General features: G+C 47.3%; 14 protein-coding genes. 5 read left to right on the top strand and 9 right to left on the bottom strand.

Annotation, left to right across the window (positions count from 1 at the left end; genetic code table 11):
* Positions 1-54: 54 nt before the first annotated feature.
* The 9 genes from AAHN97_RS00760 to tgt form a co-directional block, all read right to left on the bottom strand.
* The gene (locus AAHN97_RS00760) at positions 55-753 is read right to left on the bottom strand and encodes a TIGR00730 family Rossman fold protein (protein WP_343305678.1); all 699 of its coding nucleotides are present in this window, start codon (positions 751-753) and stop codon (positions 55-57) included.
* 45 nt (positions 754-798) lie between these two features.
* Positions 799-1,926: a TIGR03364 family FAD-dependent oxidoreductase gene (locus tag AAHN97_RS00755; protein ID WP_343305677.1), complete on the bottom strand. Its 1,128-nt coding sequence runs from the start codon at positions 1,924-1,926 to the stop codon at positions 799-801.
* Positions 1,927-1,993: 67 nt separating this feature from the next.
* On the bottom strand, positions 1,994-2,569 hold the full coding sequence (locus AAHN97_RS00750) for a hypothetical protein (protein ID WP_343305676.1): 576 nt from the start codon (positions 2,567-2,569) through the stop codon (positions 1,994-1,996).
* Positions 2,570-2,643: 74 nt separating this feature from the next.
* Positions 2,644-3,663, bottom strand: coding sequence for a PorP/SprF family type IX secretion system membrane protein (locus AAHN97_RS00745; RefSeq protein WP_343305675.1), 1,020 nt, complete (start codon positions 3,661-3,663; stop codon positions 2,644-2,646).
* 10 nt (positions 3,664-3,673) lie between these two features.
* Positions 3,674-7,345 (bottom strand): PKD domain-containing protein, encoded by a 3,672-nt coding sequence (locus AAHN97_RS00740; RefSeq protein WP_343305674.1) that lies wholly within the window; start codon positions 7,343-7,345, stop codon positions 3,674-3,676.
* A gap of 190 nt (positions 7,346-7,535) precedes the next feature.
* The gene (gene recG / locus AAHN97_RS00735) at positions 7,536-9,647 is read right to left on the bottom strand and encodes an ATP-dependent DNA helicase RecG (RefSeq protein ID WP_343305673.1); all 2,112 of its coding nucleotides are present in this window, start codon (positions 9,645-9,647) and stop codon (positions 7,536-7,538) included.
* A 90-nt stretch (positions 9,648-9,737) separates the two neighbouring features.
* Positions 9,738-11,066 carry a citrate (Si)-synthase, eukaryotic gene (locus AAHN97_RS00730; protein WP_343305672.1) on the bottom strand — a complete coding sequence of 443 codons (1,329 nt, stop codon included), beginning with the start codon at positions 11,064-11,066 and terminating at the stop codon, positions 9,738-9,740.
* Between the two features lie 98 nt (positions 11,067-11,164).
* Complete coding sequence (locus AAHN97_RS00725) at positions 11,165-12,244, bottom strand: LptF/LptG family permease (protein ID WP_343305671.1); 1,080 nt, start codon at positions 12,242-12,244, stop codon at positions 11,165-11,167.
* A 97-nt stretch (positions 12,245-12,341) separates the two neighbouring features.
* On the bottom strand, positions 12,342-13,469 hold the full coding sequence (gene tgt, locus AAHN97_RS00720) for a tRNA guanosine(34) transglycosylase Tgt (protein ID WP_343305670.1): 1,128 nt from the start codon (positions 13,467-13,469) through the stop codon (positions 12,342-12,344).
* A 99-nt stretch (positions 13,470-13,568) separates the two neighbouring features.
* Between tgt and AAHN97_RS00715 the strand changes: the two genes are divergently transcribed.
* The 5 genes from AAHN97_RS00715 (at position 13,569) to AAHN97_RS00695 (ending at position 16,699) form a co-directional block, all read left to right on the top strand.
* Positions 13,569-14,708: a glycosyltransferase gene (locus AAHN97_RS00715; RefSeq protein WP_343305669.1), complete on the top strand. Its 1,140-nt coding sequence runs from the start codon at positions 13,569-13,571 to the stop codon at positions 14,706-14,708.
* 3 nt (positions 14,709-14,711) lie between these two features.
* Positions 14,712-15,332: a 16S rRNA (guanine(527)-N(7))-methyltransferase RsmG gene (rsmG, locus tag AAHN97_RS00710; protein WP_343305668.1), complete on the top strand. Its 621-nt coding sequence runs from the start codon at positions 14,712-14,714 to the stop codon at positions 15,330-15,332.
* A 133-nt stretch (positions 15,333-15,465) separates the two neighbouring features.
* A complete protein-coding gene (locus AAHN97_RS00705) occupies positions 15,466-16,026 on the top strand; it encodes an RNA polymerase sigma factor (protein WP_343305667.1) in 561 nt (186 codons plus the stop codon).
* A 10-nt stretch (positions 16,027-16,036) separates the two neighbouring features.
* Positions 16,037-16,408 carry a hypothetical protein gene (locus AAHN97_RS00700; RefSeq protein ID WP_343305666.1) on the top strand — a complete coding sequence of 124 codons (372 nt, stop codon included), beginning with the start codon at positions 16,037-16,039 and terminating at the stop codon, positions 16,406-16,408.
* A gap of 54 nt (positions 16,409-16,462) precedes the next feature.
* Complete coding sequence (locus AAHN97_RS00695; protein WP_234979686.1) at positions 16,463-16,699, top strand: hypothetical protein; 237 nt, start codon at positions 16,463-16,465, stop codon at positions 16,697-16,699.
* Positions 16,700-16,706: the final 7 nt, after the last annotated feature.

Genomic DNA, 16,706 nt, shown 5'->3' with positions numbered 1-16,706 from the left:
ATATTTTTACGCTGGATAAATATATAGCATATGTATATATGCTAATTATAATACCTAGAAGTTCGGGCGTAACCTGTTAGTAGTGTAGAATACACGGAAATAATCCACTACTTCATCTGCAGTATCAAATACTTTCAGCAGGTTCAGATCTTCCGGATGGATATTGCTTTCCTTTTTCATCATCACGGCATCTATCCATTCCAGCAAACCACTCCAGTATTCCTTACCTACCAGCACTAACGGCGTTTCCGTCATCTTTTTGGTTTGAATGAGTGTGGCTACTTCAAAGAATTCGTCCATTGTTCCAAAACCACCTGGCATCATGATAAAGCCCTGGGAGTATTTGGCGAACATTACTTTGCGAACGAAGAAATAATCGAAGTTGACGCTTTTATCATGATCGATAAAAGTATTGGGATATTGTTCATGTGGCAGGGTAATGTTCAGGCCCACGCTTTTACCTTTTGCTTTTTGTGCGCCTTTGTTAGCTGCTTCCATGATACCGGGGCCTCCGCCTGAGATAATGCCAAATCCGTCCTCCGCCAGGCGGCTGGCCACTTCGCAGGCCAGTTCATAGTAGGGGTTACCTTCTCTTGTTCGGGCGGAACCAAATATGGAAATACAGGGGCCGATCTTCGCCAATGTTTCAAAGCCTTCCACAAATTCCGCCATGATCTTAAATATCTGCCAGCTCGAGTGTGCTTTTGTTTCTGTCCAATCACGGTCCTTCAGGTTCTTTAAAGAGTCATTCATCTGCTACGCTTTTTATTTTAGTCAAATAAAAATAACGAATTCAACTCAAAGCTGAGCAGTAAGCTCTTTTGCCAGACCAAAAGACAAGGTCATACCTGCACCTCCTAATCCATTCACAATGGTTACTCCTTTCTCCGGATGCAGCACCAGGTCGTGCTCTCCGTTGGTGAGTTTAGGATATACACCATGCCAGCGCTCCTGGATATCCAGTGTGGGCGCCTGCAGAAAATTGGGCAGGTATTGTAAGATCATTTGATTGATATGTTCTTTATCGAAAGGATCTACCGTGTGGCCGTATTCATGTGAATCACCCAGGGATAATTCACCCGCGCCATTCTGCGACACCAGCAGGTGTACACCATACTTTTGATATTCAGGGAAAGATTCGTTTATTCTTTGCTTTAATGCACTCAGGCTTTTACAATGTGCGAAAGAAGCATAATATACCATGGAAAGTCCTGTGCTCAGCGCCGGGCCTAATTGCCAGTTGCCCGGCTGCGGCACTGTACGCAGCATCTGCAATTTGCACTTTGTAAGTGGCGCCTCGGCAAATGCTTTTGGGTAAAGGGTTTCAAAGTCTGCACCGGCACAAACATACACCTGCCCTACCGTCCATTTTTCTGTGGGTGTTTCAATAAACGGCATGCTGATACCATTCACCGCTGTATTAAAACGGAAACTGACAGCATGCTGTTCTTCCAGCCAGGATGCAATGGTGGCACTGGCCTGCCGGGGATCCAGCATCATTTCCATAGGGCTCCATAATGCTGCTTTGAGTCCCTGCTGTTTATACGCTTTGCTTTTATCTGCGGTTTGTGCCGCTGTGAGCATACTACAGTGTATACCTTCCGTTTGCGCAAACTCTTCTATCACGGCAGCTTCATCATCATGATAAGCGAGATGGAGGGAACCTGTTTCCAGGCAGCGCAGACCCGTTTTTGCGGCAATATCCTTCCAAACGCTTCTGCCATACAGGGCACGTTCATAAATTCGCCCTGGAGGCTGCCCGATCGTCCAAACCAGGCCAAAGTTACGGAAGGAAGCTCCCAGGGCACGGGAGTTCCGTTCAAACACCACCACGCTCTTCCCTTGCTGAACAAGGTGATAAGCCATGGCGAGGCCTACTATGCCGGCCCCTATTATGGCAATGTCTGCTTGTTTTTGCTGCATCATACGCTCACAAATATAGCAGTATTAGTAAACAAAAGTTTACTAATTATAAACTGATAACAATTTAATATCAGAAGCCCACATTGATACCGCCGGAGAAAATGGGGCGGTTCATATAAGGAGAGTTCTTATCCTGCAGTACATCGTAGAGGATCATAAACGTGAAGGCGGAGTTTGCACCTATGGGTTGTGCATAACCACCACCTAAAAGAAGACTGGGTGCACCGTAATTATCCCTTGTTCTTTTAACAGGATCAAAATCGTATTCGGAACGTTTCAGGGTGATGCTGTTATATTCCGGCTGCGCATGCAGGAAGAATTGTTCGATGGGATAGAAACGGCCAAATATGCCACCACCGAACATGGTATAATTATTCCTTTCGTAGGTGAACCCCGTATTGTCTTTTAAACGCTGGGAAGCATACTGTGCATTGATATTGATACCTGCCGCAAATTTGGGAGAGAGGCGGTAGCCGATTAAAGGGGAAATATTGATGAATGTATAATCGCCAAATGAAAAACCCACAGATCCGCCAATGAGTAAACGGCTGGGATCAAAACCCTTTGCAGAATCTGTCTGATAGTATTGTGCTGAAGCTGCCTGAGCGCTCACGAGGAGCATAACAGCAAAGATCATACGTTTCATGGGTAGTAATTATGCCCGCTAAATTATCTGTTTTTTGCCGATCTGCATTGTACATTAACGTTTCTTTAATGCCCTTAGAAAGACGGGCATAAAGTATACCTTTTTGCATTTGCAAAACTGCGGTTCGGATAAAGGCCTGTGTAGATCAGGCTCAATTCATATGCACCCTGCCGCTGGTTGGAAGCAGCCAGCTGACTGGCCGTTACATCATAGTTGAACATCAGTTTGAACTGGTTCAACTGGTATCCTACCAGCAATGCAAAGGCATCCCCAAAACGATAATAAGCGCCACCAAAAACCTGTTTCTCTCCATTGCCGGAAAGATTGTACGCTGCATAAGCACCTGCCATCACTTCACTGGAACCTGCCTGGCGTGCGTAATATGCACTGGGGTTTAAGATGATATAATCATTCAATTTGAAACTCGCATTTAAAAAACCAATGTACCTTCTGTCTATCTGGTTATCCCCACCATAGAAAGTTTCGCGGGGTTCATTGATGTGATGCACAGAAAAACCACCATTGATATAGATCTGTTCGTTGGGGAAGAAAGCATAGTTCATCCCTACCTGCATATCAAGATATCCTACGGCAGAGTTCACAATCGGTTCGCCGGATGCCATCTGTGAGTCAAAGAAATTGCCGTTCCATTGTGTGCCAAAGGTGAGCTTATTCAGGTCCACTCGCTTATTGGCATATCCCACATTAAAACCGGCAGAGATCAGACTGCTCTGTCCCAACAACTGGTGATAAGCAATGGAGCCATATCCTTTTGTGGAAGTAAGGTTACCGGAACCCGCCACATCGCGCAGCAGCAAACCACCGATACCTACCCAGCCATACGTTAGCTTATCACGGAAAAGCTGGAAATCTCCAAATAAAGACATCGTTTTATACGGCACCGGAATGGTAGCCCACTGATTGCGGTAATTGATACCTATGCGATAGTTGCCATCCGGTATAAAACCTGTATTGGCCGGATTCGTAGACAAAGGAGAATTAAAGTATTGAGAAAAATGCAGGTCTTGCGCGGACGCCGGTAAGGCTGCCGCGAGGCAACAGATCAGTATTATATGGTAACGGTTCTTTCTCATATCCAACAATCTATCTTAACAATGTTACATTACCCGTTTTGTTGGCGGTGACGCCATCTGAGAACTCTATAGAGAGTACATAAGCATACGCATCCATTGGCTGAATGGCTCCATTGAAACGCCCATCCCATCCCTGTTTCTGAGAGGTTGAATGGAACATTAACTGACCCCAGCGGTTAAATACTTTCATATCATACTTGCTCACACCAAAACCTTTGATCTCCCATACATCATTGATACCATCTCCATTCGGTGAGAAAGCAGTAGGCACATCAAATAACGGGTTCACAATTGCACTCACGGTCTGGCAAACAGTATCCTGGCAACCAAACTTTGTGGTTGCGATCAGGCATACTTCATACGTTCCCGTTTTAACATATTGGTAGGTAGGATTCATTACCCTGGATGTATTGCCATCCCCAAAATCCCACCAGTAATGATCTGCGCCGGTAGATTCATTAGTGAAAGTAGTAGGTGTATTCTCCTGCGGCTTGTTTGGCTGGAAGGAGAATGCTGCTGTTGGTGGCGGCATGACGGTGATGATCATGGTTGTATCATCTACCAGGTTACAGGTGTTCGGATCATTTGCGATCAGCCTTACAGGATACGTGCCCGGCTGTGTGTACATATGCTCAGGGTAGATCTCTGTGGAAGAAGTACCATCTCCAAAATCCCACTGGAAGGTAACACCGCCTTTGGAGATGTTATCAAAGCGGGCAAGATATGGTGCACAGGCACTGTCCGGCAATGCAAATGCCGCGACTACGTTAGCGGCCACACGCAATTGATGTGTGATCACTTCCGGCGCGTTACAATAATTAGTATCTGTAAGGGTAAGCGTTACATTGTATATACCTTCACTGGCATAGGAATGTTGTTGTGTAGCCGTACCCGTAGTTACCCTTGGTGTACCATCTCCAAAATCCCATGTGAAAGAGGTATTCGTAAACGGTTTGCCCGCGGGCGCCACCGAGTTATTTACAAATTCATAGATGAGTGAAGTACAGGGTGGCAGTCTTGTTTCCGTGAAACCAACTGTAGCCTGGTCTGCACGGATACGGATATCCATATACGCCGTATCATATACATTACAACTTCCCGGATCATATTTGATCAGCCGCACCCTGTAATCACCGATCGCGGTGTAGGTATGCGTCATGGAAGTGCTGGTATTAGTTACTTCAGGTGAACCATCTCCAAAATTCCAGGTCCAGCTTTGTGCCGGAATCAACGTGGTGTCAATGAATGTGATGGTAGACGGTACGCAGTAATTCCTTTTTCTTTCCTGCGTGGTAAATCCTGCCCTCACCCCATCGAGGTTAAAGGCAATCTTTAAAGCGCCAAGGTTACAGCCATCCGGAATACCGGTGTAATAAGAACCTGGTGTAGTAGGGAAACGCAATCTTCTGTCTTCCTGCGGGCAGGCTGCACAAATGGCCTGGTAGATCACACCGTTCTGATCAAAGCGGCTGGTACCGCCATCCACGTGTTCCAGTAATCCGGTACCGCCATAGAAAGAACCATAAAGGATATCTGTAGCATCTCTCTTCATTACGAAGAAGTAGAAGTCGCTGTTGTCTGTTGTGGGTTTCCGCGCATCCGGCGTAACGCGCAGGCCGGCAGTTCCGGAGTTGCTGAAATGACTGCCGCTGTTCAGCAAACCACCCCAGCCGGATACGTATACGTTCTGGCACCTGTCCACCAAAAATGCCACTGGTGATAAACTTGGCTGCGGTGCTGCTTTTCCGAAAGTGGTAGAGTAGATCAGCGCAGAAAGATCCGGGCGTAATTTAGTGATGAACTGTTTTGAATTATCGTTGTAGAAAGTAGCCGTACCGGTAGGTTGAAGCACCGGCCATGTACCTTCTGTTGTTCCCATTACATATACATCTCCGTTCCTGTCCAGCTGAATACCATACACCTGGTCTGCCCTGCCGTTATCAGAGCCAATGAAAGTAGATTGCAGGATAGTGCTGCCATCTGCGGAAACGTGGGTGATATAACCATCACAGGCGCCGCCTCTGAAAGTTGGATATACGGCACCACCGCGTGAAGGAAAATTAGCACTGGCTGTTCCTCCTGCCACGTACACACTGTTTCCTCCATTCACGGCCAATACATATGCTGCATCTTCTGCGCTGCCTCCGATGAAGCTGCCCCAGATCAGGCTGTTACAGGTAGGATTTATTTTCAGCAGTACACCGTCCTGCCGGCCACCGCCATAAGTGGGCTGGAAGGTTCCCGCTGTTGCAGGGAAGTTGGAAGACTGGGTGGAACTGGCTACATAAATATTGCCTCCACCATCTACCACTACTTCACTACGGGCATCGTCACCATAATTGCGTAACAGCACATCCGTACCGCTTCCTTTACTGGCCGTCATATTAGCACCATCATTGGAGCTGCCGCCAATACGCATGGAACCGATCAATGCAGAACCGGCTGCATTCAGTTTGGTAACAACAATATCAAAACCACCCAGCGGGCCTACGGTAGCAGTAGTAGGATAATTGCTGGCGTTGGACCTTCCGGAGATAACGAGGTTGCCCTGCCCATCCACAAAAAGACTATGGGGCTGATCTTCACCGGCACCACCGATGTAAGTAGAATAAATGATTCGGGAGCCTTGCGGATTGAATTTGGTGATGGCCATATCAAACGCTTTCCCGTTAAAGGAGTTATCGTAAGCACCGGCAGATACGGGGTAACCTACGTCAAATGCGATACCGCCGCCATAGAAATTCCCCTGCGCATCGTATGTTGCGGTAAAACCCCAGTTATCAGCCCTTGAGCCGGACAGGGTAGCAAATACAATGGTGGGGTCTATCACCAGCGGATATTGATTATCATATTTACCGGATACTTTGAAGGATACCTGTTTGCCTTTCACTTCATACTGCACATTCACGGATTTCCGCTGATTATCGATATACTGGTAGGCAAAAGGCATGAGCTCAATAGTTTCCCCTACGGATGTTTGCACATGCAGGTTCCCTTTTTTCAGGGTAAGTGCAGTGGCTCCCGTGTAGGCAAATTGGATCTTGCCGGGGTCGCTGCCGGGATGTACGATCAGATCGTATTTCATCTGGCCGGTTTCTGAGTAAACCTGCAGGTCAATCCCCTGGTACAGATCTTTGTACAGCAGATTGGTATAAGCGCCGATATCTGATTTCCATTTAGAAGGGTCATTGCCTATGATATACGAGATATTCTCCTGTGTAGGTTTGGAAGGAATGATCTCCGGGTTGGGAGATGCATTGAGGAATTCCAGATCGTAAGCATGCCCCCTTACCTGGCCGGGCACATATCCGCCGCCGCCACTGCCGGGTTTGCCTAAAGTGGCATCGGGATTATTTTTTGAGCCATCGCCGGATTTGGGATAATATACGGGAGGTTTGTTGGGATCACTTACCTGGCCATGTTTGGAGGATTCCAGTTTGCTCATGTCCTCTTTGTGAAGAAGCAGGAAACGGAAACCGTTCTTCTTTGTAAAAACGCTCACATTTCCTAAAGCCGCCCTGTACTGAAAATCACCCTCCCATTGCCCCTTGTTCTCCACAAACTCAATGGGAGCGAGGTTGCTGGAGTGTGTATGTTCCTGTGCCATTGCTGGCAAACCAATCATAACCAGTATCCAGACTTGCAATACACTAAAAATGCCGATAGGGCGAGTAGATTTCAAAGCGGTTCCAATTTAAGATTGTCTGTGTAAAACTAATATACTTATAAAAACGGTTAGAGACGTCAATTTGTTACGGGGAAACAGAATTGGTTGGCGGCTGGCAGGTGACAGTACACGAAGGTTAGGGCAAGCAACTTATTCGGTATCAACCATCCCTGCCAACCAGTCCAATGCTTCAACGTAAAAGTGATTAAGATATTTTACTCCAGGAAGATTTTGACCTTTGTGTGGCCAAATATTCTGAAAGCGGTTTATTCTCAGGTAGTTCTAATTCGGGGTCTTCTGACAGTATCTTTTCTGCACATTCCCTCGCGGCTGCAAGCATCGCCCTGTCCTGTACAATATCGGCGAGTTTCAGGTCCAGCAAACCACTCTGGCGGGTACCTTCCATATCTCCCGGTCCTCTCAGTTCCATATCCTTTTCGGAGATCACAAATCCATCGTTTGTTTTCACCATTACCTTTACCCGTTCCTGCGAATCTTTTCCTAACTTATTGCCCGTCATGAGGATACAAAAACTCTGTTCTGCCCCCCTGCCTACCCGGCCTCTTAACTGGTGAAGCTGGGATAAGCCAAAACGTTCTGTACTTTCTATCACCATCACGGAAGCGTTCGGTACGTTCACCCCTACTTCAATCACTGTGGTGGCTACCATGATCTGGGTATCGCCGGCAACAAAACGTTGCATATTGGTTTCTTTCTGGGCCTGTGGCTGGCGCCCATGCACCATACTGATGTAATATTTAGGTTCGGGGAAGAAGGCTTTCACTTCTTCATACCCTTTCGTCAGGTTTTCGTAGTCCATATTGGCGGACTCTTCTATCAGCGGGTACACGATATAGGCCTGGCGCCCTTTCCGTATTTCCTCCCTGATAAAATCCATCACCGATGGCCGCTGGAATTCTGTGCGGTGTACTGTGGTGATGGGTTTACGGCCCGGGGGCATTTCATCTATGATGGACACATCCAGGTCGCCATACACGGTCATGGCCAATGTTCTGGGAATAGGTGTGGCTGTCATTACCAGGATGTGTGGCGGGGTATTGTTCTTTTCCCACAACCGCGCCCGTTGCGCTACACCAAACCTGTGTTGTTCATCCACAATGGCCATGCCAAGATGTTTAAATTTCACTTCATTTTCCAGCAGGGCATGGGTACCAATGAGGATGTGTATCGTTCCTTCAATAGTTTCCGCTAGGATGGTTTTACGGGCTTTCCCTTTTACATTCCCGGTAAGCAGGGCTACTTTTACGGGCGTGTCTTTCAACAGTTCTGAAAGACCAATATAATGTTGCTGCGCCAGTATTTCCGTGGGCGCCATCAAACATCCCTGGAAACCATTATCAATGGCCATCAGCAGGGTAAGCAGGGCTACCATGGTTTTTCCGCTGCCCACATCTCCCTGGAGCAAACGGTTCATCTGGCGGCCGGTGACGGTATCTTTCCTGATCTCTTTCAGTACACGTTTTTGCGCGCCTGTTAAAGGGAAAGGCATATGGTTATTGTAGAAATTATTGAAAACCTCCCCCACGGCATTGAACACAAAACCATGGCTCTGGTGGTGCCGCCGGATCTTGAGGCGGCAGATCCTGATCTGTGCCAGGAAAAGTTCCTCAAACTTCAGGCGCCGCTGGGCCTGTTTGGCTTCTTCTTCTGAAGCGGGCAAATGGATCTTAAAAAATGCCTGTGCCCGGGGCATGAGGCGGAAAGCCTGCAATACCGGCTGGGGAATATTCTCCCTTATTTCTGCCAGCTGCAATTGCTGCAACAGGTTGGCGGAGAGTTTTCCGATAGCCTTTGCCGTTAGGCCTTTTACTTTCAGTTTTTCTGTGGTGTAATACACCGGCTCCAGATGCTGTTTGCCGGTTGCGGTCTCTTCCGTTACCAGGTCTATTTCAGGATGCGCCATCTGCAGCGTGCTGTTGAACTGCGAGAGCCTGCCGAAAACGAGGTAGGTTACATTCTGCCGCAGGGACTTTTCCATCCACTGCCAGCCCTGGAACCACACCAGTTCTATTCTGCCGGTTTCATCCTGCAGGGTGGCCACCAGTCTTTTAGACCGTTTTTCTCCCATCACTTCCATATACACAATACGCCCGCGGATTTGTACAAAGTCCTCGATCCCGCTCAGATGCGCGATCTTGTCTACTTTGGTCCTGTCCACATACCGGAAAGGATAATATTCCAGCAGGTCGCGGAAGGTGTGCAGGTTTATCTCCTTGCGCAACAGTTCTCCCCGCTGGGGACCTACCCCTTTGAGGTATTCTATCGGATTGGATAATATGGAAGAGATAAGGTTCATCTACGATGCACGAAGTACGGTATTTTAACAAAAAAAGGCAAACAGCCGGGTGGCTATTTACCTTTTTTAAATATGCTGATCTTAATTGAGTTATTCAGCGATCGCTTCTACTTTACCTTCCACGAAAAGTTTCATCCATTCAGAAGTAACGGATTTAGGTCTTTCCAGGGAGAGGCCCAGTGCGCGGTCCCAGCAGAGGGAAGCTAAAACACCCAGTGCGCGGGATACACCAAACAGCACGGTGTAGAATTCATATTCCACCAGTCCGTAGTGCAGCAATAATGCGCCGGAGTGAGCATCCACGTTAGGCCATGGATTTTTCACTTTGCCCAGGTCCTGTAAAATTGGCGGAACGGTTTCGTATACGCTCCAAACAATTTTCACCAGTTCATCATCGGGGATGTGGTTCTTGGCAAATTCCATTTGTGCTGTGAAGCGGGGATCAGTTTTGCGGAGTACGGCGTGGCCATAACCCGGTACTACTTTACCTTCAGACAGTGTCTTCTTTACGTAAGCAGCGATTTGATCTTTTGTGGGAACACCACCACCCAGTTCTTCGCGCATGGCAAGGATCCATTTGATCACTTCCTGGTTAGCGAGGCCGTGTAAAGGACCAGCCAGACCATTCATACCGGCAGCGAAAGAAAGGTAAGCATCGCTCAGTGCAGAACCTACGAGGTGTGTAGTATGTGCGCTCACGTTACCGCCTTCGTGGTCTGCGTGGATCACCATGTACAAACGCATCAGTTCTTTAAAGCCTTCATCTTCATAACCCAGCATGTGAGCGAAGTTGCCGGCCCAATCGAGCATGCCATCCGGTTGGATGTGCTCACCATTTTTATATTTACGGCGATAGATATAAGCCGCAACACGGGGTAAACGTGCAATGAGGTTCAAAGAATCCTCATACATGTAACTCCAGTAATCTTTTTTATTCATCCCGTCAGCATAAGCTTTTGCAAACAGCGATTCAGTTTGCAGGGCCATAACCGCAACGGTAAACATCGTCATGGGGTGAGCGGAGATAGGTAATGCTTCGATAGCGTCAAACACATGGTTTGGCACATGAGAGCGGCGGCCTAATACACTGCTGATGTTCTGTACATCTGCTTCTGTTGGCAGTTCACCGATCAGCATCAGGTAGAACAGGCCTTCCGGTAATGGTTCCGCACCATTCACCGCCTTTGGCAGTTGTTCTCTCAATTCTGGTATGGAGTAGCCACGGAAGCGAATACCTTCATTTGCATCCAGCAGGGAAGTTTCTGTAACCAACCCGGTAACACCGCGCATACCCTGATAAGCCTGGGCAAGGGTTACCCCCTCATCAATCTTTTTTGTGCCATGATTCTTCAGCAGATCCTTAACCTCTGTGTTCAGCTCGTCTGCCTTAGCCTTGAATTTCTCTTTTATATAACTCATTTTTCCCCAATAATTTAGAAAAATTAACGAATTCGATCAATGAACAAAAGTAACGATTAATCGTAAAAAGTTTAGGCGAAACAGGAGATTTAACGTTTTTATTTTGGTGCACGGAAATACAGCCAGAGCGCCAGCAATCCAAACATGAAGTTGGGTATCCATGCCGCCAGTAAGGGGTCCAGGTTAGCTTTGGTGGCAAATACCGTTGAAAACTGCATAAAGAGGATGTAAGTAGCGCTGATCACAATCCCCAGGGCCAGGTGTAAACCACTTCCTCCCCTCACCTTCCGGCTGGAGATAATGGCCCCTATCAGTACCAGGATCACTACAGCCACTGCTGCAGAGGTCCTGCGGTATTTTTCCACATAATAAGTGTTCAGGCCCTCTGCCCCTCTCAGTTCCTCCCGTTCCAGGAAACGGTTCAGTTCAGGAGTGGTCATGGCTTCCTGTTTATTCTTTTCCTCTATCAGTTCCGAGGGTAATAAAGGTATCTTAATAGTGGTATCGTTCTTAAACGTGAGCTTTTCTTTCAAGCCGTCTATTGTGCGTTCTGAGGCAAACTCCAGTTTCCACTTCCTGGTAGTGGAATCCCAGGTCACCCTTTCCGCACGCATGTTATAGATCACTTTTTGCCCATCCACCCGTTTCAGCACAAAGTCAGAGCCGTTCTTATAATTGGGATCGTAATAACCGAAAGTGATATAGGTATTGCTGTCTACCCGCAAAGTCTTATCCCGCAGGGCTTCTGAATTGGTGGGAGCGCTAACGTATTTATTTTCAAAGGTGGTACGGATGCGGTTGGCATTGGGCACTACCCATTGATTCGCAGCCCAGAGGATGCCTCCGAAAAGGATGGCCCCTACCCAGTATGGACGGAGGAACCGGCGGAAACTTACGCCGGAACTGAGAATAGCTACAATCTCTGTTTTATAGGCCAGTTTGGACGTGAAGAAGATCACGGAGATAAAAATAAATAGCGGGAACAACAGGGCAGCAATGTGCGGGATGAAACCGATGTAGTAGTTCATGAGCACAAAACCGAAGGAGAGGTTGTGCGTCATGAAGTCATCTATCTTTTCCGTGATGTCTATCACTACCGAGATCACCAGCAGGATCATCAGGGAGTAAATGAATGTGCCGATGAACTTGCGTAATATGTACCAGTCTATCTTCTTCATATAATTTTTGCGGACAGGCTTTAGCGCTCCAAAGCTAGCGATCCTTCTGCATGAAATATGCAATTTTATTCTACGATGTACAATTTTAACATTGTGCTTACAGCCTGGTCTTCAGCTGCGGGATCATTTTGGCCTTCCAGGGTCCGTAAGTTCCCTGCAGGATCTGTTCCCTGGCGGCTTTTACCAGTTCCAGGTAAAAGCAGAGGTTGTGGATGCTGGCCAGGGTCATGCCCAGGATCTCACCTGCCACAAACAAATGACGCACATAGGCTTTGGTATAATTCTGACTGGCAAAACAGGGGTTTTCCGCATCCAGCTGACTGAAGTCTGTTGCCCATTTCTTATTCCGGATATTTATCACACCCTGCCAGGTGAACAGCATACCGTTCCGGCCATTGCGGGTAGGCATTACACAGTCGAACATATCAATACCCAGCTCAATGTTCTGCAGGATATTCCAGGGGGTACCCACACCCATCAGGTAACGGGGTTTTTCTTTGGGGAGGATCTCTGTAACCAGGCCGCACATTTCATACATATCTGCTTCCGGTTCTCCCACACTCAGGCCGCCAATGGCATTCCCGGCACAATTGCGGGAGGCAATGGCTTCTGCGGAGATCTTTCTGAGGTCTTTATAAGTACTTCCCTGTACAATAGGGAACAGCGTTTGCTCATGCCCGTATTCTGGGGAAGTTTCATTGAGGCGTTTAATACACCTGTCCAGCCAGCGGTGTGTGAGTTCCATACTGCGTTTGGCATACTGGTACTCGCTGGGGTATGGAGGGCATTCGTCAAAAGCCATGATGATGTCTGCTCCTATCACCCGCTGAATGTCCATCACGTTTTCCGGTGTGAACAGGTGCCGGCTCCCGTCTATATGGCTCTGGAAAAGGCAGCCCTCTTCCTTGATCTTACGGTTGGCGGCCAGGGAAAATACCTGGTATCCCCCACTGTCTGTCAGCAAAGGGCGGTCCCAGCCATTAAATTTATGTAAACCACCGGCCTGTTTCAGCACATCCAGTCCCGGCCGGAGATATAAATGATAGGTATTACCCAGGATGATCCGGGCATTGATATCGTTGCGTAATTGTTCCTGGGTGACCGCTTTCACACTGCCCACAGTGCCTACAGGCATGAAGATGGGCGTTTGGATAGTCCCATGATCTGTAGTGAGGGTACCTGCCCTTGCGCCCGAAGGATCCGTTTTTGTTAACTCAAAATTCAAAACGATGATGTTTTTAAGGGGGCAAAGGTATTGAATATTGGGGAGGTAATTTTTCCACAAACTTATATAGATAATAAAAATCTTATATTTTTGCTTCCTATGTCGGACAATCTCGGGATTATCATCTTTTATATTTTTGCCTCGGCGGCAGGTGTTCAGGTTCTCTATTACCTCATCTTCTTTTCCCGGGTAGCCTTTTATAATCGAAAGTTTGAAGAAGAGCTTCCTCCACAGGAGCCTCTTTCCGTAATTATATGCGCTAAAAATGAGGAGCGGAGCCTTCCGAAAAACCTCCCCACCGTATTACAGCAACGGTATCATGAGCGTTCGGAACCAGCCTATGAAGTGATTGTGGTGAACGACAATTCAGAGGATGATTCCAAATATTACCTTGCCTCCATTGAAAACGGTTATCCACATTACCGCCATATTGAGATCAAACAGGCTGCCCAGTTCATACCCGGTAAAAAGTACCCGCTTTCCATCGGTATCAAAGGAGCCAAACATGAAACACTGGTACTGACGGACGCGGATTGCAAACCGGGCAGTACTTACTGGCTGTCTATGATGGGCCAGGGTTTTGAGAATGGAAAAGAAATAGTGCTGGGTTACGGGCCTTACTATAAAAAGGCAGGGTTCCTCAATAAAGTGATCCGTTACGAAACGTTCTTCAGTGCCCTGCAATATCTGTCCTTTGCCCTGAGCGGCATTCCCTATATGGGGGTAGGCCGTAACCTGGCTTATAAAAAAGACCTGTTCTTCCGGCATAAAGGGTTCACTTCTCATCAGCACCTGGCTTCCGGGGATGATGACCTGTTTGTGAACAAGGCAGCCAATAGCAGGAATGTGGGGGTAGTGATCAATAAACACGCCTTCGCCTATTCAGAGCCTAAAACAAAATGGGAACACTGGTTTAATCAGAAAACCCGGCATATGAGCACCGGCAAGCATTACCGCTTTGGCCACAAACTGCTGCTGGGCCTGTTCTCGCTTTCTCATTTCGTTTTCTACCCTGCACTGGTAGCAGCCTTGTTCTATCCGCCCCTGCTGGAGATCACCTTATATATAATAGGTGCGAAAGTATTGATCCAGTCTGTGATCACCTTCTTTGCGCTGAGGAAGCTGGATGAGAAGGACCTGTTCTGGTACAGCTGGCTGCTGGACATTCTCATGTTCCTATATTACGTTATCTTTACGCCCGCTTTGTTCTTCAAAAAAGGAAAGAGCAAGTGGAAATAAGCGATGGAGATCATTCTTAAGTACTTTTCTGATTTTACGCCGAAGCAACTGGACCAGTTCCGGGCGCTGGCGCCTGTTTACAAAGAGTGGAATGAAAAGATCAATGTAATATCCCGCAAGGATATTGATGCCCTCTATGAAAAACACATCCTGCATTCCCTGGCCATTGCGGCCGTTACGGAACTGCCGGATGGTTTGCAGGTACTGGACCTTGGTACCGGCGGAGGTTTTCCCGGTATCCCCCTCGCTATTTTCTTTCCGGAAGTAAAGTTTCACCTGGTAGATTCTATCGGTAAAAAGATCAAAGTGGTGGAAGCGGTGGCCGAAGCCCTGAACCTGACTAATGTAACCACAGCCCATTCCCGTGCGGAGGAAATAAAGAACCGTAAGTTTGACCTGGTGGTATCCCGTGCGGTAGCTCCCCTGAAAGACCTCCTGCATTGGAGTAAACCCCTGATCCGTAAAGGGGCAGCTGAGGATAAACCCTCAGGATTGATCTGCCTGAAGGGTGGAGACCTGGCCCAGGAGATCTCAGAAAGTGGCAGCAGGCCCAAAATGGTGAATATCTATAAACTCTTCCCGGAGGAGTATTTCCAGGAAAAGTATGTGGTAGCTGTACGTTAATCCCCTTGAAAATCAACAGATTTTGCAGTGATCAATAAGAATCGCTAAAAATATTCTGCACCTTTACAATATGCCCCTGTAGTTGTTCGTCTACCTAATTAAGATGAATGAGGGGCTTTCCATACAACAATCCATGGCATCGGAACAAAACGAGCGCATAAAACAAACGGTGGAAAAAGAACGCCAGCGACTGCTGCATTTCATCCGGAAACGGGTGGATAATGTAGCGGATGCGGAAGATATCCTACAGGATGTGCTGTTCCAGTTCACCCAGTATTTACGCGTTGGTCCAAATATTAACTCACTCACCGGATGGCTGTTTGCAGTTACCAGGAATAGAATTACAGACTGGTTCAGGAAAAAGAAAGAAGACAGGTTCTCTGATACTGCATTGCCATCTGTGGAGGGAGACGGCCCCTTGTACCTCTCAGACATCCTGCCGGATACCGCGGCTAAAACTGATGAACCCCTGGTGCGTAAGATCATTGCAGAGGCCATCATGGAAGCCACGGACGAATTACCGGAAGAACAGCGTTACGTATTCCTGCAACATGAAGTGGAAGGCCGGTCCTTTAAAGATATCTCCGCTGAAACAGGTATATCCGTGAACACGCTCCTTTCCCGTAAACGCTACGCAGTACTATACCTGCGGGAAAAACTGGCAGCATTGTATAAAGAATTAATGAACGATTAAACTCATGAAAATGAACAAAAGATATCTTGGCTGGAAAATAGCAGGAGGCATCGTACTGGCGGTAGTATTTTTCTTCGCCCTTGGTTACGGTACCATGTACCTCTGGAACTGGCTGATCCCTTCCCTCTTTAACGGCCCCGTGATCACATTCTGGCAGGCCTGGGGATTGTTCCTGCTCGCGAAGATCCTCTTCGGTTTCGGAGGTGGTGGCGGACATGAAAAAAAGAGAAGATGGAAAGAAAAGATGAAAGCCAAAATGCAGCATATGAGCCCTGAAGAAAGGGAACGCGTGAGGAACCAATTTGAAAAATGCATGGGCGGCCGCTGGGGATGGAACGCTCCTAAAGAAGAACTTCCGAACGAAACAAAAGAACAAGTGTAACGTTTTATATAACCATATCCGTTATAAGACCACAGTATTCTTTAACCTGGCAATATGCAACTGCTTACAAACACCAGCGCTATGATCGGTATTTTCAAAACCAATGTAGCCACGTACCGGGAACGAAATCTCGTAATAAAGGCAATTTGTAATAACTTTGATGTTGGCTCCTGCCATATAGATATCGAAGATTGTGACAAGGTATTACGCATTGTTGATCTTAAAGTAGAAGAACATCACATCATCGATTTTGTAAAACAGCAGGGCTTTCATTGTGAAGTATTAGAATGATCTTTTA

The sequence above is a fragment of the Chitinophaga niabensis genome, from assembly GCF_039545795.1.
GTDB classification, from domain to species: domain Bacteria; phylum Bacteroidota; class Bacteroidia; order Chitinophagales; family Chitinophagaceae; genus Chitinophaga; species Chitinophaga niabensis_B.
Note: the sequence above shows the minus strand (reverse complement) of the source record. Positions and strands in the feature narration are given on the sequence as shown.

Bases quoted from the DNA above. Each gene is read 5' to 3' on its own strand.
- AAHN97_RS00760 (WP_343305678.1), bottom strand. From the start codon at position 753: ATGAATGACTCTTTAAAGAACCTGAAGGACCGTGATTGGACAGAAACA.
- AAHN97_RS00755 (WP_343305677.1), bottom strand. From the start codon at position 1,926: ATGATGCAGCAAAAACAAGCAGACATTGCCATAATAGGGGCCGGCATA.
- AAHN97_RS00750 (WP_343305676.1), bottom strand. From the start codon at position 2,569: ATGAAACGTATGATCTTTGCTGTTATGCTCCTCGTGAGCGCTCAGGCA.
- AAHN97_RS00745 (WP_343305675.1), bottom strand. From the start codon at position 3,663: ATGAGAAAGAACCGTTACCATATAATACTGATCTGTTGCCTCGCGGCA.
- recG (WP_343305673.1), bottom strand. From the start codon at position 9,647: ATGAACCTTATCTCTTCCATATTATCCAATCCGATAGAATACCTCAAA.
- AAHN97_RS00730 (WP_343305672.1), bottom strand. From the start codon at position 11,066: ATGAGTTATATAAAAGAGAAATTCAAGGCTAAGGCAGACGAGCTGAAC.
- AAHN97_RS00725 (WP_343305671.1), bottom strand. From the start codon at position 12,244: ATGAAGAAGATAGACTGGTACATATTACGCAAGTTCATCGGCACATTC.
- AAHN97_RS00715 (WP_343305669.1), top strand. From the start codon at position 13,569: ATGTCGGACAATCTCGGGATTATCATCTTTTATATTTTTGCCTCGGCG.
- rsmG (WP_343305668.1), top strand. From the start codon at position 14,712: ATGGAGATCATTCTTAAGTACTTTTCTGATTTTACGCCGAAGCAACTG.
- AAHN97_RS00705 (WP_343305667.1), top strand. From the start codon at position 15,466: ATGGCATCGGAACAAAACGAGCGCATAAAACAAACGGTGGAAAAAGAA.
- AAHN97_RS00700 (WP_343305666.1), top strand. From the start codon at position 16,037: ATGAACAAAAGATATCTTGGCTGGAAAATAGCAGGAGGCATCGTACTG.
- AAHN97_RS00695 (WP_234979686.1), top strand. From the start codon at position 16,463: ATGCAACTGCTTACAAACACCAGCGCTATGATCGGTATTTTCAAAACC.